Source organism: Granulicatella sp. HMSC30F09, from assembly GCF_001806915.1.
GTDB lineage: Bacteria > Bacillota > Bacilli > Lactobacillales > Aerococcaceae > Granulicatella > Granulicatella adiacens.
Genome location: NZ_KV786412.1, coordinates 60,491 through 84,496 on the forward strand (window position 1 = coordinate 60,491; position 24,006 = coordinate 84,496).

The 24,006-nt window shown below is 38.4% G+C and carries 16 protein-coding genes and 1 pseudogene; 16 read left to right on the forward strand and 1 reads right to left on the reverse strand.

What is annotated here, in order from left to right:
* Positions 1–85 precede the first annotated feature (85 nt).
* The 10 genes and pseudogenes from HMPREF3103_RS01855 (at position 86) to HMPREF3103_RS01900 (ending at position 16,074) form a co-directional block, all read left to right on the forward strand.
* Positions 86–961 carry a DegV family protein gene (locus HMPREF3103_RS01855; RefSeq protein ID WP_049555827.1) on the forward strand — a complete coding sequence of 292 codons (876 nt, stop codon included), beginning with the start codon at positions 86–88 and terminating at the stop codon, positions 959–961.
* 46 nt (positions 962–1,007) lie between these two features.
* Entirely contained in the window at positions 1,008–1,550 is a 543-nt protein-coding gene (locus HMPREF3103_RS01860) for a TetR/AcrR family transcriptional regulator C-terminal domain-containing protein (protein WP_070437018.1), read from the forward strand.
* A 140-nt stretch (positions 1,551–1,690) separates the two neighbouring features.
* Positions 1,691–3,463: an oleate hydratase gene (locus HMPREF3103_RS01865; protein WP_070437019.1), complete on the forward strand. Its 1,773-nt coding sequence runs from the start codon at positions 1,691–1,693 to the stop codon at positions 3,461–3,463.
* 63 nt (positions 3,464–3,526) lie between these two features.
* Positions 3,527–4,624 carry a competence protein CoiA gene (locus HMPREF3103_RS01870; RefSeq protein WP_049555824.1) on the forward strand — a complete coding sequence of 366 codons (1,098 nt, stop codon included), beginning with the start codon at positions 3,527–3,529 and terminating at the stop codon, positions 4,622–4,624.
* A 204-nt stretch (positions 4,625–4,828) separates the two neighbouring features.
* Positions 4,829–5,602 (forward strand): uridine phosphorylase, encoded by a 774-nt coding sequence (gene udp / locus HMPREF3103_RS01875; RefSeq protein WP_070437020.1) that lies wholly within the window; start codon positions 4,829–4,831, stop codon positions 5,600–5,602.
* 14 nt (positions 5,603–5,616) lie between these two features.
* A complete protein-coding gene (gene deoC, locus HMPREF3103_RS01880; RefSeq protein WP_070437021.1) occupies positions 5,617–6,288 on the forward strand; it encodes a deoxyribose-phosphate aldolase in 672 nt (223 codons plus the stop codon).
* Positions 6,289–6,587: 299 nt separating this feature from the next.
* Positions 6,588–10,062, forward strand: a pseudogene (gene rpoB, locus HMPREF3103_RS01885) (DNA-directed RNA polymerase subunit beta); the annotation flags it as partial.
* Between the two features lie 215 nt (positions 10,063–10,277).
* Entirely contained in the window at positions 10,278–13,922 is a 3,645-nt protein-coding gene (rpoC, locus tag HMPREF3103_RS01890; protein WP_070437022.1) for a DNA-directed RNA polymerase subunit beta', read from the forward strand.
* Positions 13,923–14,049: 127 nt separating this feature from the next.
* On the forward strand, positions 14,050–14,688 hold the full coding sequence (locus HMPREF3103_RS01895; RefSeq protein WP_049555819.1) for a PepSY domain-containing protein: 639 nt from the start codon (positions 14,050–14,052) through the stop codon (positions 14,686–14,688).
* 306 nt (positions 14,689–14,994) lie between these two features.
* Entirely contained in the window at positions 14,995–16,074 is a 1,080-nt protein-coding gene (locus HMPREF3103_RS01900; RefSeq protein ID WP_049555818.1) for a hypothetical protein, read from the forward strand.
* A 237-nt stretch (positions 16,075–16,311) separates the two neighbouring features.
* On the opposite strand, the gene HMPREF3103_RS01905 is transcribed toward HMPREF3103_RS01900, so the two are convergent.
* Positions 16,312–16,944, reverse strand: coding sequence for a YigZ family protein (locus HMPREF3103_RS01905; protein ID WP_070437023.1), 633 nt, complete (start codon positions 16,942–16,944; stop codon positions 16,312–16,314).
* Between the two features lie 1,029 nt (positions 16,945–17,973).
* On the opposite strand from HMPREF3103_RS01905, the gene HMPREF3103_RS01915 reads away from it, so the two are divergent.
* From HMPREF3103_RS01915 to HMPREF3103_RS01945, 6 genes are all read left to right on the forward strand, one after another.
* On the forward strand, positions 17,974–18,480 hold the full coding sequence (locus tag HMPREF3103_RS01915) for a hypothetical protein (RefSeq protein ID WP_049555815.1): 507 nt from the start codon (positions 17,974–17,976) through the stop codon (positions 18,478–18,480).
* Positions 18,481–18,493: 13 nt separating this feature from the next.
* Positions 18,494–19,093, forward strand: a complete 600-nt coding sequence (locus HMPREF3103_RS01920; protein ID WP_049555814.1) for an ATP-binding cassette domain-containing protein — start codon at positions 18,494–18,496, stop codon at positions 19,091–19,093.
* 564 nt (positions 19,094–19,657) lie between these two features.
* Positions 19,658–19,888, forward strand: coding sequence for a DUF1146 family protein (locus HMPREF3103_RS01930; RefSeq protein WP_049555919.1), 231 nt, complete (start codon positions 19,658–19,660; stop codon positions 19,886–19,888).
* 27 nt (positions 19,889–19,915) lie between these two features.
* Positions 19,916–21,232 carry a UDP-N-acetylglucosamine 1-carboxyvinyltransferase gene (gene murA, locus HMPREF3103_RS01935; RefSeq protein ID WP_005604981.1) on the forward strand — a complete coding sequence of 439 codons (1,317 nt, stop codon included), beginning with the start codon at positions 19,916–19,918 and terminating at the stop codon, positions 21,230–21,232.
* Positions 21,233–21,412: 180 nt separating this feature from the next.
* The gene (locus HMPREF3103_RS01940; protein WP_053091369.1) at positions 21,413–23,575 is read left to right on the forward strand and encodes a transglycosylase domain-containing protein; all 2,163 of its coding nucleotides are present in this window, start codon (positions 21,413–21,415) and stop codon (positions 23,573–23,575) included.
* Between the two features lie 78 nt (positions 23,576–23,653).
* Positions 23,654–23,998, forward strand: coding sequence for a YlbF/YmcA family competence regulator (locus tag HMPREF3103_RS01945; RefSeq protein WP_005604985.1), 345 nt, complete (start codon positions 23,654–23,656; stop codon positions 23,996–23,998).
* The last annotated feature ends 8 nt before the right edge of the window (positions 23,999–24,006 follow it).

The window sequence follows — 24,006 nt, forward strand, 5'->3', positions numbered from 1 at the left end:
TTTTTGTTATACTTGAATGTAGGAGTTTTGAAGTTTTTTTGACTTTAAAGTTCACTTAATTTCAAATGTGAAAGGAGTTGGATAGATGAAAATTGCTGTCGTTACAGATAGTACAGCTTATTTAACGAAAGAAGAATTAGCCGAGCTAAATGTATATGTGATGCCGTTGTCTGTTATTTTTGGACAAGAGACGTATCGTGAAGATATAGATATTTCATCTGAAGAATTTTATGCAAAAGTAAAATCTTCTTCAATCTTTCCAACGAGTACACAACCACCAGTAGGAGAAACTTACGAATTATTCCGCGAACTTGCAAAAGATTATGATGCTATTATTCCTATTACTATTTCTAGCGGAATTAGTGGGACTTATCAAACTTGTGTGGCTGTGGCCGATGACATGAAAGATGAAGTGCCGATTTATCCAATTGATTCAGGGATTAGTTGTGCACCTCAAGCAAGAGCTGTAAAATTAGCAGCGGTAATGGCAAAATCTGGAGAGTATTCTCCTTCAGAAATTTTAGAAACTGTTCAACGATTAGTTGATCGTACGACAGCCTACTTTATCGTTGATGATTTAAGCAATTTACAACGCGGTGGACGTTTATCTGCAGGGGCTGCATTAGTGGGTTCTATGTTGAAAATTAAGCCAATCTTGACATTTGTCGATAAAAAAATTGTTCCATTTGAAAAGATTCGCACGCAACAAAAAGCGATGAAACGTATTGAACAATTATTTGCAGATGAAACAGGAACAACGGACGGAGATGGCTATGAATTAGTCATTATTCATGCAAATGCTCCAGAAGCTGGTGAAGCTTGGAGACAAAAAATGCAAGAACAATATCCTAAATTACGAACATCATTGGCCTATTTTGGTCCAGTTGTTGGAACTCACCTTGGTGAAGGGGCTTTAGGCTTCTCATGGGATATCGTACAAGAAAAGAATTTAGAAAAATAAAGAGTGGGGAAACCCGCTCTTTTCTTCATGAAACAGAGGGATACAAATGACACTTGTTGTGAAAAAGATGTTAGCCAATACGCTAAAAGAACTAATGAATGAACGGCCATTGACGAAAATTACAGTACAAGATTTAACGAAGAAGTGCGGTATTAGTCGTCAAACGTTTTATAATCATTTCCATGATATATATGAATTAGTAGAATGGATCTATTTAAATGAGGCGCATATTACGCTTGGAGAAAATATTTCTTATGAGAATTGGCAAGATGCCCTGGAGGCACTGTTTCAATATATGGATGATAATCGCAACTTTGTTCTTAACACGTATCGCTCTGTTAGTAAAGAAAATGTCGAGCGGCTCTTACAAAGAGAAGTAGAAAGATTTTTAACGGATTTAATTTTTAATGAAATCAAAGTAAGTGGCGCAGAAGCAGAACAAGTGCAATTTTCGATCGAGTTTTATACGTATGCACTTGTTGGGGTTGGGCTTGATTGGATTAGTCGTCAAATGCCAGGCACGGCTAAAGAACTTGTTGAAAAAATCGAACAAGTTATGATTGGAACGATTGTGGCTCGCGTTTCCTAATAAATTACTTTACAATTTTATCTCAATGTCCAAAGTTTGGACATTGGGATTTTTTTGTCTATGGTACTTTTGGTAAAACGGGAGTAGAGTAATGCATGTAAAGAACAAAACCTGATTTTCAGGAACTAGGAGGAATTACTATGTATCATTCAAACGGAAATTACGAAGCATTTGCTCGCCCTAAAAAACCACAAGGCGTTGATCAAAAATCAGCTTACTTAGTTGGTTCAGGACTTGCATCCTTATCAGCAGCTGCTTTCTTAGTCAGAGACGGCCAAATAAAAGGAGAAAACATTCATATTTTAGAAGAACTTCCACTTGCAGGAGGAAGCTTAGACGGAATCTTAAACCCAACACGCGGATTCATTATTCGTGGAGGTCGTGAAATGGAAGACCACTTCGAATGTTTATGGGACTTATTCAGATCAATCCCTTCACTAGAAGTCGAAGATGCCTCTGTACTAGATGAGTTCTACTGGCTTAATAAAGAAGACCCTAACTTCTCAAAATGTCGTGTAATTGAAAACAAAGGACAACGCATTCCAGATGATGGACAATTCACTTTAAGCGATAAATCAAGCGAAGAAATGGTGAAATTATATATGATGTCTGAATCTGAATTACAAGGGTTAAAAATTACCGATGTATTCAGTGAAGAATTCTTCGAATCAAACTTCTGGACTTACTGGGCTAGCATGTTTGCTTTTGAAAAATGGCATTCAGCGATTGAAATGCGCCGTTACATTTTACGTTTCATTCACCATATCGATGGTCTACCTGACTTATCTGCATTGAAATTTACGAAATACAACCAATACGAATCACTCGTTTTACCACTCGTGAACTACTTGAAAAAACATAATGTTCAATTCGAATACGATACAGTTGTTAAAAATGTGATTGTTGAACACGTTGGAAGCGACATGATTGCTAAAGAACTTGTGTTAGAAGTAGGTGGCGTTTTAGAAACACGCAATCTTACAGAAAACGACTTAGTATTCGTGACAAACGGTAGTATTACTGCTGCAACAACATATGGGGATAACAATACTCCAGCATCAATTTCAAAAGAATTAGGTGGAGCATGGAGCCTATGGAAAAACTTAGCCAAACAAGATGAACGCTTCGGACATCCAGAAGTATTCTGTGAAAACTTGCCAGACCAAAGCTGGTTCGTTTCAGCTACAACAACTGTAAAAGACAAACGAATCGCGCAGTATATTCAAAAAATCTCAAAACGTGATCCTTATGCCGGAAAAGTGGTGACAGGAGGAATCGTAACCGTTCGCGACTCAAACTGGATGATGAGCTACACATTAAACCGTCAACCACACTTTAAAGCACAAAGTAAAGATGAATTAGTCGTTTGGATTTATGGTTTATATTCAGGAATCAAAGGAAACTATGTGGAAAAACCAATTGAAGAATGTACAGGGATTGAAATTGCCGAAGAATGGTTATACCACATGGGTGTTCCAGAAGAATTGATTCATGAATTTGCTAGCGAAGGATGCAACACGGTTCCTTGCTACATGCCTTATATCACAAGCTACTTCATGGCTCGTAAAGATGGCGACCGTCCGCTCGTCGTTCCAAATGGCTCTAAGAATATTGCCTTCATTGGTAACTTCGCTGAAACTCCTCGCGATACAGTGTTCACAACAGAATATTCTGTTCGTACAGCGATGGAAGCTGTGTATACATTGCTTGATGTCGATCGTGGGGTGCCAGAAGTGTTCGCTTCAGCTTACGATTTACGCGTTCTTACAAAATCAACAAGCCGCTTGATGGATGGTAAGAAATTAGCCGATGTGAAAGTTCCGTTCTTAGTGAAATTATTTGAAAAACGTGCTGCTAAGAAAATTAAAGGTACGATGATTGAAGAACTTCTCAAAGACGCCAACTTAATCTAATGAGTGAAACCTCTCTAAGTCTCTTAGAGAGGTTTTTTCGTATCTGTTGTTGAGGTGATGGGAATGAATATTGTTCGAACGAAATCAGGGGATTTAGTCCATGCAACCCAAATAAAGGAAGATGAGGTTTGCTTTTGTCCAGAGTGTGGGGAAGAAGTGATGAAGAAGGTTTCTAGAAATGGAGTCGTGTTCTTTGCGCATATTCCAAAGAAACACAGGCAGGAGGAAACTCAGGCACATCAAGAAGGAAAACACCTACTACTAGAGAGTTTGAAGAGTCATGGCTTTCATGCTGAGTTAGAGCCGTATGTGTCGTCTATTGAACAGATTCCAGATATCGTCGTCACAGAAGGCAAGAATGCTTGGTGCATTGAGTATCAATGTAGCGTAATTTCTCCTGAGGATATCGTAGAGCGGACGAAACATTTAAATGAAATTGGAATGTCAGTTCAGTGGATTTTAGGGGAGAATTATGAGAGTCAGCATAAATTGACAGATACCTTTAGCTTTCTAATGAAATATCACCCGCAATTAGGGAATTATTTAATTTTCTTTGTGAAGGGGGAGATGATTTTTCATACGCGAATTAAGATAAAACCTCGATCTCAGCAAATGACTTATCAAATAGTACGGGTACCGCTCTTATCGTTCTCATGGAAAAAGTGGAAGAAGCTTGTCGAAGATTCTGTTCCTGTAAAAGCACACTTAAAACCGAATAGAGAGATGAAATGGACGTCAAGGGACACAATGCTTTTTAAGAAATTAGCGTCTCCACTCACGAGGGCATTTCTCGTAAAGTTATACCGATGCCGTCAAACCATAGAAGACCTTCCCGATTCTTTCTTAACGTTCCCGATTTATACGGAGACGTTTAAGGTGCCTAATCTTGTGTGGAAGGGATATGCGTGGATATTGTTGAAACAAATGTCTTTTGGTGGAGATGTCGAAATGATGGGTTTTATTGAAAGAGTGAAAGAAATCTTGCGACCATTCTTGCGCCCGGTCTCAAATCCAGAAAGTCAGATGGAGGCTTGCATTTGGGAGTTCATAGACGAGCTATTAGCTGATAAAAAAATAAAAATTTCGTATCCAAAATCAAAAATGAACCGTTTGCAAAAAGATGGTAATTTTGGTAAAATATTCATGAGTGTAGAGGGATGAAGAGGCAAATAGAGATAATTATGGTAACTGTATATCCAATTATTTAATCCTTTCAACTATACTTGCAAAAGGCATCTATAGGCATAATTATTTGATGAAGATTTGTCATCATCCTCCTATCTGGGGCTATGGAAAAACCATGGCCCCTTCCTAGTTTGCTAGGGGAATATTGAGGCACGCATGGTGCAGGGAAGGAAGGTATTCATGAAATATTCAGAAGAGGGATTACAATATCATATCCATACACGTAAAGGGGATGTAGGTCGCTATGTGATTTTGCCAGGGGACCCAAAACGCTGTGCTAAAATTGCGGAACACTTTGAAAATGCGCAGTTAGTAGCCGATAACCGCGAATACGTTACGTATACAGGATACTTAGATGGAGAAAAAGTAAGTGTGACGTCAACAGGAATCGGTGGACCGTCAGCTGCAATTGCGCTTGAAGAATTAGTACGAAGTGGTGCCGATACTTTTGTCCGTATTGGAACTTGTGGCGGAATTGATATCGACGTTAAAGGTGGCGATATCGTGATTGCGACAGGTGCGATTCGTACAGAAGGGACAACACGTGAGTATGCGCCAATCGAATTCCCAGCCATTGCGAACTACGATGTCGTAACAGCGCTAATTAATGCTGGTAAAGGCTTAGGATACACAACACATGCAGGGGTTGTGCAATGTAAAGATTCATTCTACGGACAACATGAACCTCAAGTGATGCCAGTTAGCTATGACTTACAAAACAAATGGGAAGCTTGGAAGCGTCTTGGCGTGAAGGCTTCTGAAATGGAATCAGCAGCGTTATTCGTTGTGGCGAGCCACTTAGGCGTTCGTGTTGGATCTACTTTCTTAGTAGTGGGGAACCAAGAACGGGAAGCATCAGGGTTATCAAATCCAATCGTACATGATACAGAAGCAGCCATTAAAGTAGCGGTTGAAGCACTTCGTAATTTAATTAAAGAAGACCGTGCAAAATAAGAAAGAGGGATTATATGGAAATCAAAGAAATCTTGAAAACAGTTGACCATACATTATTATTGCCCGCATCTACTTGGAGTGAAATCAAAGAGATTTTAGATGATGCGATGAAATACGAAACTGCTTCAGCATGTATTCCAGCTTCTTTTGTCAAACGTGCGAGCGAATATGTGAATGGAAAATTAGCTATCTGTACCGTTATCGGATTCCCAAACGGCTATAGCACAACAGCAGCCAAAGTCTTCGAGACAAAAGATGCTATCCAAAATGGAGCTAGCGAAATCGATATGGTCATCAATATTGGAGACGTGAAAGATGGACGCTTTGATGCTGTAGAAGATGAAATTCGTCAAATTCATGAAGCATGTGGCGGTCATATCTTAAAAGTGATTATCGAAACAGCACTTCTTACAGAAGACGAAATCATCAAGATGTGCGAAATCATAACAAAAGCGGGTGCGGAATTCATTAAGACTTCAACAGGATTCTCAACTGCGGGTGCGACATTTGAACATGTGGCGCTAATGAAGAAACATGTTGGAGAAGGTGTTCTTGTAAAGGCCGCTGGCGGGATTTCTAGCATTGAAGATGCCGAAAAATTCATCGAATTAGGAGCAAGTCGTCTTGGAACAAGCCGGATTGTGAAAATCGTGAAGAATCAATCGGTTGAAGAGGGCACATATTAGTCCGAAAAAACCAGATAAAATCTAACTTTCCCAAGTGTCGTCAACCTTGACGATGCTTGGGATTTTGTGTATAATAATATAACGCAATAAGTGTGGATTTTAATCGGTGTGAGGGTTGAAATATTGTCCAATTCCTTACAAATAAAGGCTTAAAACAAAAGAATTTGCATTTTTCACAAATGACCGCAAACAATTCTTTTGGTTTTTTTTTGTTTAAAAATCGACCGAAATCTCCATTTGTTACGAACTTTTAATAAATGTCATCATATTGTAACATTTATCAATACTAATTATTAGGGGTGGAAGAGTTGGCACATCATGATGTGAAATACGGTAGACACCGTGTGCGTAGAAGTTATGCACGAATCAGTGAAGTATTAGAATTACCTAATCTGATTGAAATCCAAACAGATTCTTACCAATGGTTCTTGGATGAAGGAATCCGTGAAATGTTCAAGGATATTTCTCCTATTGAAGACCATACAGGTAATTTATCATTGGAATTCTTAGATTATGAATTACATGCTCCAAAATATAATTTACAAGAAGCTAGAAATCACGACGCAAATTATGCGGCTCCAATTTACGTAAAAATGCGTTTAGTGAACAAAGAAACTGGTGAAGTGAAAGACCAAGAAGTATTCTTCGGTGACTTCCCATTAATGACAGAAATGGGTACATTTATCATTAATGGTGCTGAACGTGTAATTGTATCTCAATTAGTTCGTTCACCAGGTGCTTATTTCCATGACAGACCTGACAAAAACGGTAAGCAATTATATGGTTCAACATTAATTCCAAACCGTGGTGCATGGTTAGAGTATGAAACAGACTCAAAAGACATTTCTTATGTGCGTATCGACCGTACTCGTAAAATCCCATTAACGGTATTAGTTCGTGCGTTAGGTTTCGGTTCAGATGAGCTTATCCAAGAAATCTTCGGAGATAGCGAAACATTACGTTTAACTCTAGATAAAGATGTTCATAAACGTATGGATGAATCTCGTACAGAAGAAGCCCTAAAAGACATTTACGATCGTCTACGTCCAGGTGAACCAAAAACAGCTGAAAGTTCGCGCAACTTATTAACAGCTCGTTTCTTTGACCCACGCCGCTATGATTTAGCAGCAGTTGGACGCTACAAAGTCAATAAAAAATTAAACTTAAAAAATCGTTTATTACACCAAACAATTGCTGAGAACTTAGTAGATCCTGAAACAGGAGAAATCGTTGTTGAAAAAGGAACGGTTCTTGAACGCGATGTAATGGAAAAAGTGGTAGAAGTCCTTGAAAAAGGTGCGAACCTATTCACTTTACATCCATCAGAAGACGGTGTTATTAAAGAGCCAGTAACAATCCAAACAGTAGAAGTTTATTCACCAGCTGACCCAGAACGCGTGATTAAAGTTATTGGGAACGGAAACGTGACTGAAGACGTGAAACACGTGACTGCAAGCGACATTATCGCTACAATCAGCTACTTCTTAAACCTTTACGAAGGAATCGGAACAACAGACGACATCGACCACTTAGGAAACCGTCGTATCCGTTCAGTAGGAGAATTATTACAAAACCAATTCCGTATTGGTTTATCTCGTATGGAACGTGTGGTTCGCGAACGTATGTCTATTCAAGACACTGCAACAGTAACACCACAACAATTAGTAAACATTCGTCCAGTCGTTGCGGCTATTAAAGAGTTCTTCGGATCTTCTCAATTGTCACAATTCATGGACCAAACAAACCCATTAGGAGAGTTAACACACAAACGCCGTCTATCAGCGTTAGGACCTGGTGGTTTGACTCGTGACCGTGCCGGATATGAAGTTCGTGACGTTCACTATTCTCACTATGGTCGTATGTGTCCTATCGAAACTCCTGAAGGACCAAACATCGGGTTGATCAACAGCTTATCAACTTATGCGAAGATTAACAAATATGGTTTCATTGAAACTCCTTACCGTCGTGTAGACTGGAACACTCATAAAGTTACAGATAAAATCGACTACTTAACAGCTGACGAAGAAGATAGCTTCGTAGTAGCGCAAGCAAACTCTCCATTAAATGAAGATGGAAGCTTCGTGAATGATGTTGTTATGGCGCGTTACGTATCTGAAAACTTAGAAGTGCCAGTAGAACGCGTTGACTATATGGACGTTTCTCCAAAACAAGTAGTTGCAGTTGCGACAGCATGTATCCCGTTCTTAGAAAACGACGACTCAAACCGTGCGTTGATGGGTGCGAACATGCAACGTCAAGCTGTTCCATTGTTAAATCCAAAAGCACCATTCATCGGTACAGGTATGGAATACGTATCAGCACATGACTCAGGGGTTGCCTTGTTATGTAAACGTGATGGTGTAGTCGAATTCGTTGATGCTAAAGAAGTACGTGTACGTACAGCTGATGGCTCATTAGATACTTACCAAATCACTAAGTTCCACGGATCAAACGCGGGTATGTGTTACAACCAACGTCCAATCGTGGCACAAGGGGATAAAGTCGTTAAAGGCGAAATCCTAGCAGATGGACCTTCTATGGAAAAAGGTGAATTAGCATTAGGACAAAACGTTCTAGTAGCGTTCATGACTTGGGAAGGTTACAACTACGAGGATGCGGTTATTATGAGTGAACGTCTAGTTAAAGATGATGTGTATACTTCAATCCACATCGATGACTACGATTCAGAAGCTCGTGATACAAAACTTGGACCTGAAGAAATTACTCGTGAGATTCCAAACGTTGGGGAAGACGCATTGAAGAACCTTGACGCAGACGGAATTATTCGTATCGGTGCTGAAGTTAAAGATGGTGATATCTTAGTTGGTAAAGTAACTCCTAAAGGGTTAACAGAACAATCACCGGAAGAACGTTTATTACACGCAATCTTCGGAGAAAAAGCCCGTGAAGTTCGTGACACGTCTCTACGTGTACCTCACGGCGGTGGCGGTATTGTCCGCGATGTACGTGTGTTCACACGTGCAGCAGGTGATGAATTAGCACCTGGTGTAAACAAATTAGTTCGTGTATATATTGTACAAAAACGTAAAATCAATGAAGGGGATAAGATGGCCGGACGTCACGGTAATAAAGGGGTTGTTTCCCGTATTATGCCGGAAGAAGATATGCCATTCTTACCAGATGGAACACCAGTTGACATCATGTTAAACCCATTAGGGGTACCTTCACGTATGAACATCGGACAAGTGTTAGAGTTACACTTAGGAATGGCAGCTCGTGAATTAGGTATTTACATCGCAACACCAGTATTCGATGGTGCGCAAGATGAAGACGTATGGGGAACTGTTGCAGAAGCGGGTATGGCTCGTGATGCGAAAACGATTCTATATGATGGACGTACTGGGGAACCATTCGATAACCGTGTGTCAGTAGGGGTTATGTACATGATCAAACTTGCCCACATGGTTGACGACAAACTTCACGCTCGTTCAATTGGACCATACTCACTCGTTACACAACAACCTCTTGGAGGTAAAGCGCAATTTGGTGGACAACGTTTTGGGGAAATGGAAGTATGGGCACTAGAAGCTTATGGTGCTGCTTATACATTACAAGAAATCTTAACGTACAAATCAGATGACGTTGTTGGTCGTGTGAAGACTTACGAATCAATCGTTAAAGGTCAACAAATTTCACGTCCAGGTGTACCTGAATCATTCCGCGTATTAGTAAAAGAATTACAAGCTTTAGGTCTTGATATGAAAGTACTGGATGCACAGGATGAAGAAATCAAACTAGAAGATATGGACGAAGACGAAGGAATTCGTTTCAGTGACGTTGAAAGAACAAACGAAAGACGTGCGCAATTAGATGAATATTCAGACCGCGCAGCTGAATTATCAGCAGCAGAAGAAACTTCATCTGAAGACGTTGAAGTAGACGTTGTTGAAGATGATTTTGAAATTGACGAAGAGTAATAGAACTATTGGAATCGTAGGGCAATTCCAAAAGAAAGGGAGGTAGGCCCCTTGATAGATGTAAATAATTTTGAAAGTATGCAGATTGGTTTGGCGTCACCGGAGAAAATCCGTGAATGGTCACATGGGGAAGTTACAAAACCTGAAACAATCAACTACCGTACTTTAAAACCAGAACGCGATGGTTTATTCTGCGAGAAAATCTTTGGACCAACAAAAGACTTAGAATGTTCTTGTGGAAAATTAAAGAAAATTAATAATAAAGGTAAAGTCTGCGATCGTTGTGGCGTTGAAGTTACGCGCTCAAAAGTTCGTCGTGAACGTATGGGACACATCGAATTAGCAGCTCCAGTATCACATGTGTGGTACTTCAAAGGCATTCCAAGCCGCATGGGACTTGTGTTAGACATGAGTCCACGTGCGTTGGAAGAAGTCATTTATTTTGCAAGCTATGTTGTTATTGACGCTGGCGACACAACTTTAATGAACAAACAATTATTAACAGAACGTGAATACCGTGAAAAACGTGCTGAATTTGGAACTCGTTTCCATGCAGCAATGGGTGCGGAAGCCGTTCAAGAATTATTAAATAAAGTTGACTTAGAGGCTGAAATCGCTGAATTAAAAGAAGAGTTGAAAACAGCTCAAGGTCAAAAACGTACGCGTGCAATCCGTCGTTTAGATATTCTAGATGCCTTCAAAGAATCAGGAAACAAACCTGGTTGGATGGTAATGGATGTTATTCCAGTTATCCCACCAGATTTACGTCCAATGGTTCAATTAGAAGGTGGACGTTTTGCGACAAGTGACTTAAACGATTTATACCGTCGTGTAATTAACCGTAATAACCGTCTAAAACGTTTATTAGAATTAAACGCACCACGTATCATCGTTCAAAACGAAAAACGTATGTTACAAGAAGCGGTCGATGCTTTAATTGATAATGGTCGTCGTGGCCGTCCAGTTACTGGACCAGGTAACCGTCCATTGAAATCATTAAGCCACATGCTTAAAGGGAAACAAGGACGTTTCCGTCAAAACCTACTTGGTAAACGTGTAGACTACTCTGGACGTTCTGTAATCGTAGTAGGACCAAACTTGAAAATGTACCAATGTGGTCTTCCTAAAGAAATGGCGATTGAATTATTCAAACCTTTCGTAATGAAAGAATTAGTTGAACGAGAAATCGCTGGAAACATTAAGAGCGCTAAACGTAAAATTGAACGTTTAGATGACGATATTTGGGGAATCCTTGAAGAAGTCATTCGTGAACACCCAGTTCTATTGAACCGTGCACCTACACTTCACAGACTAGGGATTCAAGCGTTTGAACCAACTCTAGTAGAAGGTCGTGCCATCCGTCTTCACCCATTAGTGTGTGAAGCCTACAATGCCGACTTCGATGGAGACCAAATGGCGGTTCACGTGCCACTGTCTCAAGAAGCTCAAGCAGAAGCTCGCTTACTGATGTTAGCGGCTCAAAACATCCTAAACCCTAAAGATGGTAAACCAGTTGTTACTCCATCTCAAGACATGGTTTTAGGGAACTATTACTTAACAATGGAACAAGAAGGCCGTGTTGGGGAAGGTATGTTCTTCAAAGACATGGACGAAGCAGTATTAGCTTATAACAATGGTTATGTACACTTACACAGCCGTATTGCGGTTCCTGCAAGCTCACTTGCTCATAAACCATTTACAGATTGGCAAAAAGAGAGAATGATGGTCACAACTGTTGGTAAATTATTATTCAACGAAATCATGCCAAATGAATTCCCTTACTTAAATGAGCCAACAATGGAAAACTTAGAAGTAGCTACACCAGATAAATACTTCTTAGAGCCAGGAGCAAACATCAAAGAAGAAATTGCTAAACGTGAAATCGTTTCGCCATTTAAGAAGAAAAACTTAGGTCAAATCATCGCAGAAGTGTTCAAACGATTCCATATCACTGAAACTTCAATGATGTTAGACCGTATGAAAGACTTAGGATATAAATTCTCAACTCGTGCTGGTTTAACAGTAGGGATTGCAGATATTTCAGTTGCAGATAACAAGAAAGAAATTCTTGAAGATGCACATAAACAAGTCGACAACATTTCTAAATTATTCCGTCGTGGTTTAATTACAGATGACGAACGTTATGAACGTGTTATCGAAACATGGAACAAAGCGAAAGATGATATCCAAAAAGCGTTAATTCGCACATTAGGTTCTCGTAACCCAATCTTCATGATGAGTGACTCTGGAGCCCGTGGTAACATCTCTAACTTTACTCAGCTTGCTGGTATGCGTGGACTTATGGCCGCTCCTAACGGTAAGATCATGGAATTACCGGTTACATCAAACTTCCGTGAAGGGTTAACCGTTATGGAAATGTTCTTGTCTACTCACGGTGCTCGTAAAGGGATGACCGATACGGCCTTGAAGACAGCCGACTCAGGTTACTTAACTCGTCGTTTAGTAGACGTTGCGCAAGATGTTATCATTCGTGAAACAGACTGCGGAAGCGATCGTGGTTTAACAATTACTGCGATTAAAGAGGGAAATGAAGTCATTGAAACACTTGAAGAACGTATGTTAGGACGTTACGCACAACGTTCAGTGAAACATCCTGAAACAGGTGAAGTGTTAGTAGCACGTAATGAAATCATTACTGAAGATATTGCTCGTAAGATTATTGAAGCTGGAATCGAAGAAATTACAATTCGTTCAGCCTTCACATGTGATACAAAACATGGTGTATGTAAATACTGTTACGGACGTAACTTAGCTACAGGTTCAGAAGTTGAAGTTGGGGAAGCAGTTGGTACAATTGCCGCTCAATCAATCGGGGAACCTGGTACACAGTTAACAATGCGTACGTTCCATACCGGTGGGGTTGCCGGAGACGATATTACTCAAGGTTTACCTCGTATCCAAGAAATCTTCGAAGCTCGTAATCCTAAAGGGGTTGCGACAATCAGTGAAGTAGCGGGTGAAGTCGTTTCTATCGAAGAAAATGCTGGAAGTCGTACAAAAGAAATTACGATTAAAGGCTCTACAGATACTCGTTCTTACACAGTTCCATTTACAGCTCGTCTAAAAGTGGAAGAAGGACAAATCATCGATCGTGGTGCTCCATTAACTGAAGGTTCTATCGATCCTAAAGAATTATTACGTGTTCGTGACGTATTATCCGTTGAAAACTACTTATTACGTGAAGTACAAAAAGTATACCGTATGCAAGGGGTAGAAATCGGCGATAAACACGTTGAGGTAATGGTTCGTCAAATGTTACGTAAAGTTCGCGTAATGGATCCAGGTTCAACAGAAATCCTTCCAGGAACATTACTTGATATTGCAGACTTTACAGAACGTAACCGCTCAGCAATCATGAACGGTGAAGTACCTGCGACAGCGCGTCCTGTATTATTAGGTATTACAAAAGCTTCATTAGAAACAAACAGCTTCTTGTCTGCTGCATCATTCCAAGAAACAACTCGTGTCTTGACAGATGCTTCTATCCGCGGCAAGAAAGACCACTTACTCGGATTGAAGGAAAATGTTATCATTGGTAAGATCATCCCTGCTGGTACAGGTATGGCTCGTTACCGCAATATGGAAACAAGTACTTCAGAACCAGTATTATCAGTGGAACAAACAGAAGTTCTTGTTGGAGAACCAACTCCTTCTGAAGAAGACACAAATGAATAATCTGTGAATTCAAGCACCCTATTGATGTTTTCAATAGGGTGTTTTTTCTTAGATTATTCATAGAAGTTTCTTTGAGGTTCTAACAAAATAGTGTATAATAGCGGAAACTTAAGAATGGAGTGAAGAAATGAAAAAAACAACAAAAATCTTAAGTCTTGCAGCCGCAAGCCTATTAGCAGCCTGTTCAAATCAAGCTGCACCAGCAAAAGAAACTACGACTGCTGCTCCTGAAACAACAGTGCAACAGACAACACAAGCTCCTGCTACAACTGTGACAGCCACTACAAGTACAGCCAATACAGCTACTACTTCAAGTGCTACGACAAATTCTAGTCAGTCTATGGGAAGTCAAAATGCAATGCAGAAAGAATTGATTGACACTTTCAAAAAAGCTTTCCCTGATTTAGACATTACCACTATCGAATTTGTAAATGGGATGTATTATGAAATTGAAGCAATCAACGATACAAAAGAATATACGTATCGCTATGATAAAGCTACAAAATCATTCTCTAAATATGCTGAAGTACCAGCTGAACCAGGTGAAAGAAATGAAGAGAAAATTGACACAGCTTCATTGAAACAAGTGGATGATATGGCTGCTGTCGCTCAAAAAGAATATCCTAACGGTTCTATCCGTGAGTGGAGTGTTGACAGAGATGATGGTGAAGTCATTTGGGAATTTGACATTTATCTAGGTGCAAATGATGATGTCACTGTTAAAGTTTCGAATGCTACAGGAAAAGTAACAGAAATCGATCGTTAAGAAGTATTCCTTACCCCGTCAAGGATTGGGTTTCCAATGCTTGAGGGGGTATTTTTTTACCCAAATTAAGAAATTATCACGATTAAATAATTAAGAAAAGATTAAGTTTTCTGAAAATAGAGAAAATTGAGCGGTTAAAAAAACGAATAAATTCATGAGATAGTGGGAATTAATAGTTTATGAAGGAAATAAATCATTAAAAAACGTCAAATATATAATATTTTAAATAAAAACTAAAAACGCTATCAAAAAAATGTGAAAGGTAGTATAATAAAAATGAATAAATGAAAGATAGGGGTAGTGTATATGAGTCAAGAATTGTACCAACTGATACCGTTGCTTCTTAAGAAGGTAAAAAAGCAAACAGAACTCAAAAATGCTGCCTTTGCTTTCCAGAATAAGACGGGAGCTGTTAAGTTTTTCTTCCTAATTGAAAAAAATCAACCACAAGATCTTCGATTATTATTCTTTAAGAACGAAGAGGAACTTGTTCGATATCGACTTTCTGAAAGACTTGTTTCGATGTCAGATGAGGTTGTTGGAGAAGAAAAACCAGAAGCATTTTGGTTTCGAAAAGGCATCGAAATTCAGTTTGTAAAGCGAAGTGAATTTGATGAAGGCGAAATGGAATACTTAAAGCAAAAAGGGTATCCTGTGAAAGGAGCTAGAGAATTACCAATTATCTCGAGCTTCAATGAACCATTTGATCTTTTTGCTGATTTAAAAAAGTCTGAAATTACTTTTGTACAACGAATCACTACAGTATTACTTCAAGAAGGAAACTGGGAAGAAATTTTAAAAGCGGCGAAAGTTCTTAAACAAAAAGAAGAGGATTTTTACTCTGTTTTAGAATATAACCAAAAAACAAAACAAATTAAGTCTCTAGGAATCACTCGTAAAGAGATGAGTTTCGATACGATTGAAGAACTCAAGCCATTTTTCCAAGTGAAGCCGGAACCCATTGTGGTTAGTGATTTTTCACTTCTGAGAGCTAAAAAGATGATTCAAGGAATTCTTACAGGTAGCTGTGAAATTCAACTGACACTTTCTCCAATTGCTGCGATGGGATTCTATAAAAAAGGTGCTTTTATGCTGGCGATGGCCGATGAGAGAGAAATCATCTTTTTACAAGAAACAGATTTAGATACGAAGGCCATTCAAAATTATATTTTAGAAATCATCATGATGATGGAGGCAGTCCCACGTAGATTTATTACGAGTGGCCCTTTTGCAATGCGACTTTCGAATATGATTGATCAATTATTAAAACGCCTTGGAACAGATATCGTCATACTGGATGAACTTCCAACGATGAATCGTTATTCCAATTTAGCGAAAATGGATCTTCTATTGTCGCAAACCGATATTGATAATCTTCTCTTTTAAGGAAACGTCTGGAAACCCGTGCCCCCTCTTTACGTTTCCTCTAGTGTAGGTCAAAGGAGAGGCCAGAACTCAAACCTTTCTCAATGAGTTCCTATGGCTCCCACGCAAAGTTGATTCGGCTTAAACAAAGAATCAAAGCTTTGTTTAAGTCAATCAACTAGTGCGATCATTTTTTTGAAATTGAACTCCCTTTAAAACCTTACAAAAAGACCTATTCATTTGAATAGGTCTTTTTGATTAGATTTCGTATTCGGTATATTTTGTACCAAGACTATCAAAAGTGACTTGATTTTGTAGGAGCTCAATGATTTCTGCTTCAAAGTGTTCCACGTCTTGAACGGGCAGGCTACATGTAAATTGTACGTCGTTTAGAAAGACTTTATCCACAATTGGAATCTGTTGAGTTTGGCAATAATATTCTACTTTTCCTACATGTGCATAGTTGAAAGAAAGTGAGAGTTGTTCCTCAAGCCGACATTCTACCACTCCTATGGCTTTCAGGCCTTCACTTACTGCCCCAGAATATGCGCGAACGAGGCCCCCTGCACCTAGTTTTGTACCGCCAAAGTAACGAGTGACTACCACAGCAATGTCTTTTAATTCATTTTTCTTCAACACTTCTAGCATGGGAACACCTGCCGTTCCGCTAGGTTCGCCATCATCCATTGCTCGTTGAACTTGATCGTTTTCACCAATGAGAAAACTAGAGCAGTTATGAGTGGCTTTCCAATGTTCCTTTTTGATCGTTTGAATAAATTCCAGCGCCTCTTCTTCGTCTTTTACACGGCTAAAATGGGCGATAAACCTGGACCCTTTGATCTCAATTTCATGGACTCCATTTTCTTTAATCGTTTTATATTTTTCTAACATTCTTTTCCCTCGCTTTCTTTCAGTATAGCATAATTCTTCTTTTTTTAGTTTGAGTTTTAAAAGTAGTGGATTTTTATATGTGTTTATCGATAATTTTCATAATTGATTATTGTTTGTTGCACATAAAAAGAGTACAATGAAAACGGAAACAAAGTTATTCTTAGTGTAAAAAAATTGAAGGCAAAAGTAGGTGAAAAAAATGGTATTTTATAAAAATAAATGGTCAATGTTCTCAATCATTTTCTATTGGATACTTTCCATCGTTATGATTCTAAACTATATTCATTATCATTTGTCAACGGGACACTTTGGAGGAGCAGAAGGAGGAATACCACTGTTTTATGAAATTATATTCAGCTCCATTCAGATATTGGACGCTGTGTATGGTTTTGTGGCATTTATGATTCCACCGCTATTCTTTTCTCACGAATGTATTAGACAAAGGATAACGCATTGCGACTATTTACAATCTGTGAGATTACGACATAAAAAAACATTCTTTTCACCACTTCTATTAAGACAATTTAAAACGAACTTTATCATAATCTATTTTGTTTTCTTTGTAAAAATGGTGCTCCAAGCTATCATGGTCCATATTTTCTATTCTCCTTTTATCTTCGAGGAGAATAGTTCATATTTGACATGGTCCTTTACTATCAACTTTTCAACCAATAGTTTTGTCAATTTAATCTGTACGATAGTAATAATACCTTTAGGATATGCTATTTTCTATTCATTTGTTTTTTCAGTTGGATTGTTCCTAAAGCGATATATCATTTATTTATGCAGTGGATTGTTATTAGTGATTATATCGCTTTTATTAGCAATGGTTATAGGTGGAATTTCCCCGATTATCGGCTATTCAATTTGCGTTTTATCACTCATTCAACCAGGAATGTACACATTATTAGCAGAAACTATTTCTCATTCAGCCTGGGTTATTTTTGTATATCCTGCGATATTTTATAGTCTTTTGACGATTCTCCTATTAATTATCAGAAGAAAGATGGATTTGAAGGAGGGATATTAATGAATGAGCTCCTAAAAGGAAAAAGACAACAATGGGTGTATGGATTATCGATTGTTTCTGGAGTCTCTTTTGTTTTAAAAGGGCAAATTTTCGGTAACTTAATACTAGACTTATTGTCTTCCCATTTTACAGCATATTTCTCAGACACCTTATTATTAGTTTTACTAGGGGTTGTCATTTGGAGACGACATCAAATCCGTTACCTTCTCATTCAAAGAGTTGGGGAGAAAAACTATCAATTTTATCAATTGGGAACTGTGTTAGTTTCAGTTGTTTGTTATTTTGTTGCTCAATTCTCCTTAGCGTTACTATTCCAAATGATGAATGGACAAGCATTTTCAAAACTGATGCTGATATTTGCTCTATTAAAAAGCGTGTATTTAATTTGTTCGGGATTAATCATCTATACGATTTCTATTGGGTGTAATAGAAATATGGCTATTATTGGTTCTATCCTATTTTCATTAACATCTTATTTTACGATATTGTTTCTATTACGAGAGTGAAGGGGAGGTACTCATGTTAGAATTAAAAAATGTATCCAAAAAATTTGGCTTTCAAGTGATTTTAGAAGAGGTTGATTTCAAAATTGAACAAGGAGAGCTTATTCATATTGTAGGAGCTAATGGATGCGGAAAGTCTACTTTATTTAAGCTTTTTTGTGATATTTTGGAGCCGGATAAAGGTGAAGTTGTTTTAGATAGTAATGTACGAATTGGAGCTTTGATTGAGAATCCAGCGTTCATGGAAGAAAGTAGTTTAAAAACGAATCTTAAATTTTTAGCATCTATCAATAAAAATTACAATGAATCAAAAATTAGAGAAATAGTGAATAATTTTGATTTAGATTTTGATAGTAAAGTTCACGTGAAAAAATATTCCGTTGGAATGCGTCAGAAAATGGGGATTACTCAAGCTGTGATGGAGGATCAAAATTTAATTTTATTAGATGAGCCAACTCGAGGACTAGATAAAAAATCACTTCAACAGTTTCATCAACTAGTCCAACAGCTTCACAAAGAAGGAAAATCGATTGTGATTGCTGCTCATGATAATTTAGCCGAATTACAGTTTGATAAGGAATATTTGATGGAAGAAGGGAAGCTGATTCTTCAATGAAACAGTTATTTCCAATTCGAGAGTGGATTCTCTATCTTTTTGGTTTGTTAATAGTATGGAATTTGTTTCATCCATTACCGTCGTTTTATATCGAGGCTCACTTCAGCTTTATACCCGTTACCTTTCTTTTTGGGCATCTTTTAAGTGTTTTCTTAATGGTAATGGAAGTTCTTATTTTGATGTATTTTATTAATGAGTATGAGAGCATGCGACTTTTGATACTAGTTCGAAGCCGAAACTGCGTTTTTATAGGACGAATATTAGTGAGGATGATGTGGCCTTCTGTATTATTAATGTTCTGCATCAAGGCAGTTTTACTCTTTGAGATTGGAGGAATTCATCCTCTAATATTAGGTTCAATCCCCATTCTGTTTTTAGGGATGACTCTACTAGCAATATTCATTCAAGACTCTAAAAAAACGTTATTTTTAAGCCTGATTTTAGCCGCACTTATTAGACTAGGATGTTTTTACTTCATTGGATAAGCAGGAAGATATCTCCTGCTTTTTTTTAATGGTCAAATATGGTAGTATAGAAAGGCAGTATATGACTGGGGGAATACGTATGATTCAAGTAACATTGATGGTTAGAATGACGTTAATTATTGCTTTTATTGTACTGAGTTACTGGGCGCTTCAAGGAATTCAAATTGAAAAAATCCTGAAAAAAGGGCGCGTACAAGAAGCACGAATCCTCTTTTTACTTATCGCCATTTGGATGGGCGCAAGTATAGCAAAAGTCATATTCGATTTATCAGACTATTTAAATCAGTATATTCAAAATGTGATACAGTAATTGGATTGAGTTTTCGGAGGTTATTTCATGGAAAAGATGATCGTTCGCGGTGGCGATACACGACTTCAAGGGACAGTAAAAGTTGAAGGAGCTAAAAATGCGGTATTACCGATTTTAGCAGCAAGTATTTTGGCAGATAAAGGCGTTACTCATTTAACAAATGTACCGAACTTATCAGATGTACATATGATGTTAAACGTATTAGGAAGCCTAAACGTATTAAGCACATTTGATGAAGAAGAAAAAGCTATTACGTTGAATGCTACAAAAGATATTACAACGACTGCTGCTTTTGAATATGTGAGCAAAATGCGTGCGTCAATCGTTGTGATGGGACCACTATTAGCTCGTTTTGGACATGCGCGTGTGGCGATGCCAGGTGGTTGTGCCATCGGTAGTCGTCCTATCGACCTTCACCTAAAAGGGTTCGAAGCGATGGGAGCAACAATCGTTCAAACAGAGGGATATATTGAAGCGCATGCAGACGAACTTCATGGAGCTCGTATTTACCTAGATTTCCCATCAGTAGGTGCCACTCAAAATATTATGATGGCCGCAACATTAGCAAAAGGAACTACTCACTTAGAAAACGTAGCTCGTGAGCCAGAAATCGTAGACTTAGCTAATATTTTAAATAAAATGGGTGCTAAAATTGTAGGTGCAGGGACTGAAAATATGCGTATCGAAGGGGTGGAACGTTTAGATGGAACCATCCATTCAATTATCCCTGACCGTATTGAAGCAGGAACTTTCATGGTCGCAGCAGCGGTAACGAAAGGGAACGTATTTATTGAAGATGCAATTGCGGAGCACAATCAACCATTAATTTCTAAATTAGGGGAAATGGGTGTTCAATTTATTGAAGAGGAAGATGGCATTCGTGTGATTGGCCCAGATTCATTGAAACCTACCGATGTGAAAACATTACCTCACCCAGGATTTCCAACAGATATGCAAGCGCAAATGACGATTGCCCAATTACTAGCAACAGGAACTAGTACGATGACGGAAACAGTTTTCGAGAACCGTTTCAATCATTTAGAAGAAATGCGTCGTATGGGAGCTCAATTCCGAATTGATTCTCACACAGCTGTGATGACGGGTGCATCTGTCTTGTCTGGTGCAGAAGTAAAAGCAACGGATTTACGTGCAGCGGCGGCATTAATTATTGCGGGTATGGTCGCTAAAGGATATACAAGAGTCACAGAATTACAGTTCTTAGACCGTGGATACTTTGAATTCCATGAAAAATTGCGTGCTTTAGGAGCAACAATTGAACGTGTGAACGAACCAGAAGGCCAAGCGTTTAGTAATGAAGATTTAGAAAGACTATTTGCAGTATGACATCATAAGGACGTAAGGAAGAGATTTCCTTCGTCCTTTATTTCTTTTATGGGACATAGTAGAAAGACTGGGATGTAAAAGAAGAATCGTTTAATTTTTTGTAAAAGGTCAAAAACTTTTATGTGGATTTAAAAGTTTTTGTGGTACAGTATAATAGATTCAATTTAAAAGGAGGATTGTATGAACGAAGAATTTAATGAAAAAGATCATGTCGATCACGTGACACATGATCAAGAACAAGAAGAGACAGTCGAACATCGTCATACAGAAGAGCCTACACAACCATCGATTATAAAAAGAGTTTGGAATCATAAAATTATGTTAGCCATTCGTCGTTTTTGGAGAAAATTCCATGTGACGAAATTAATTCTTGTCCTCATTCTTACGGCTATTACGGCATTTTCAGCATTTTTAGTCTATACCGCTAAAACTACTGATGTTAGTGGTTTAAGAGCTGGGATGGTACAAGTAACAGAAGTCTATGACCGCAATAATCAAGAAGCGGGAGTTTTAAACATCAACAAAGGAGAATTTGTGACCATCGATCAAATCTCTCCAAATATGATTAATGCCCTCGTTTCTACCGAGGATAAGCGGTTCTATGATCACCATGGGTTTGATCCAATGGGGTTCTTACGTGCCACATTTGGGTTATTACTCAATCGCGGTCGTGTCACAGGTGGAGGAAGTACCATCACCCAACAGTTGGCTAAGAATGCCTTTCTAACACAAGATCAGACGTTTTTAAGAAAAGCAAAAGAACTATTTTTAAGTTTTGAGCTGGAAAAGAAATATTCGAAAGATCAAATTTTAGAGATGTATTTAAATAATGCCTACTTTGGTAACGGTGCATACGGAATTGAGAATGCGTCTTTACGTTACTTTGGTAAAAGTGCCAAAGATTTAACGATTAGTGAAGCTGCCGTATTAACCGGAAGCTTAAAGGCACCTAATGTGTATAATCCAATCGATGATATGGAAGCAACGGTGAAACGTCGTGCTACAGTGTTACAATTAATGGTGACTAATGGAAAAATTACGCAAGAGGAAGCGGATAAAGCTGGGGCGGAAGTCATTACGGTTCAAGACGCTTATGTAGCAAACTCTCGTTATAAATATCCTTATTATTTTGATGCCGTTATTAACGAAATTACTAATAATTATGGGATTAGTGAAGAAGAACTGCTAAATAAAGGGTATAAAATATATACAGGCTTAGACCAAAAGATGCAAGCAGATATGGAAGAAACCTTCTCCAATAGTTGGTTATTCCCGAAAGCTAGTGATGGAACGATTGCTCAGGCGGCTTCTGTAGCTATGGATCCACAAAATGGGGATGTCCTAGCAACGGTTGGAGGACGTACGAATGAGAAACATACCTTCCGAGGATTTAACCGTGCCACTCAACTACAAGCACAACCCGGTTCTACGTTTAAACCATTAGCTGTATATACTTCTGCTCTGGAAGAAGGATACCAACCGAATTCTGTACTCGTGGATGAGAAACGTTCTTATGGGTCAGACAAATATACTCCAGAAAACTGGAATAAACAGTATCAAGGAACTGTGACGATGACAGAAGCTTTGAACCAAAGTTGGAATGCTCCTGCAGTATGGTTATTAGATAAAATTGGTTTGAAAAAAGGAATCGAAAAAGTCCATCAATTTGGAATTGAAACCGATCCAGGAGATGAATATTTAGGAATTGCTTTAGGAGGACTTACAAAAGGGGTTTCTCCAATCCAAATGGCCTCAGCTTATACAGCCTTTGCCAATAAAGGTGTTCGTACGAAACCTCGTTTTGTTACTAAAATTGTAGATGCAAACGGGAAAGTCATTGTTGATAATACAGCGGTTAAAGACAATCGTGTAACAACTGAAGAAGTAGCTAAGAAGATGACAAGCATGCTTCTAACAGTCTATGGTCAAGAAGGGCTAGGAGCTCCATTTTCCCCTTCAGGTAAAATTATTGCCGGAAAGACAGGAACTACAGAAGCTCTTAATAATGAAAATGGTTCTAGGGACCAATGGATGATTGGATACACGCCGGATGTAGTGGTGGCAACTTGGATGGGGTATGACCAATCCGGAAACTATTCCTTATCAGCTTCTAGTAGAGAAGGGGTAGGGCCACTCTTTAAACTAGAGATGGAAGGCTTACTGCAATATACAGCCAATACGGCATTTAATGTAGAGCCTGTAAAAACCAAACAAGCAAATCAAAAAAATCAAAATAATACGCTAGATAATTTTATTCAGGACGCCCAAAAGACTGGAGAACAAATCTGGAATCAACTTCAGGAATGGGGTAGAAATATCTGGAATAAATTTAATAATCGATAGTACGAATGTACGTTCGTATTTGTAGTGTAGTAGACGACGATATGTTATAATAAAACAAAACAATCAGGAGGATGAAAGATGAGTAATATTTATGATACAGCAAACCAATTAGAACGTGATTTGCGTGATTTAGCTGAATTCAAAACTGTAAAAGAAAGCTTCGAAGCCATTGAAGCAGATGAAACAGCAAAAGCATTATTCGATGAATTCCGTCAAGTGAATATCGAATTACAACAAAAACAATATTCAGGACAAGAAATTACGGAAGAAGATATTCAAAAAGCTCAAGAATTAGGACAAAAAGTGAGCGAAAATGAATATATTAAAGCGTTGATGGAAGCGGAGCAACGTTTGAATACGATTATGCAAGACATTAACCGTATCATTACAAATCCACTTCAAGAGCTTTATAATGGTAAATAGTTCAATCA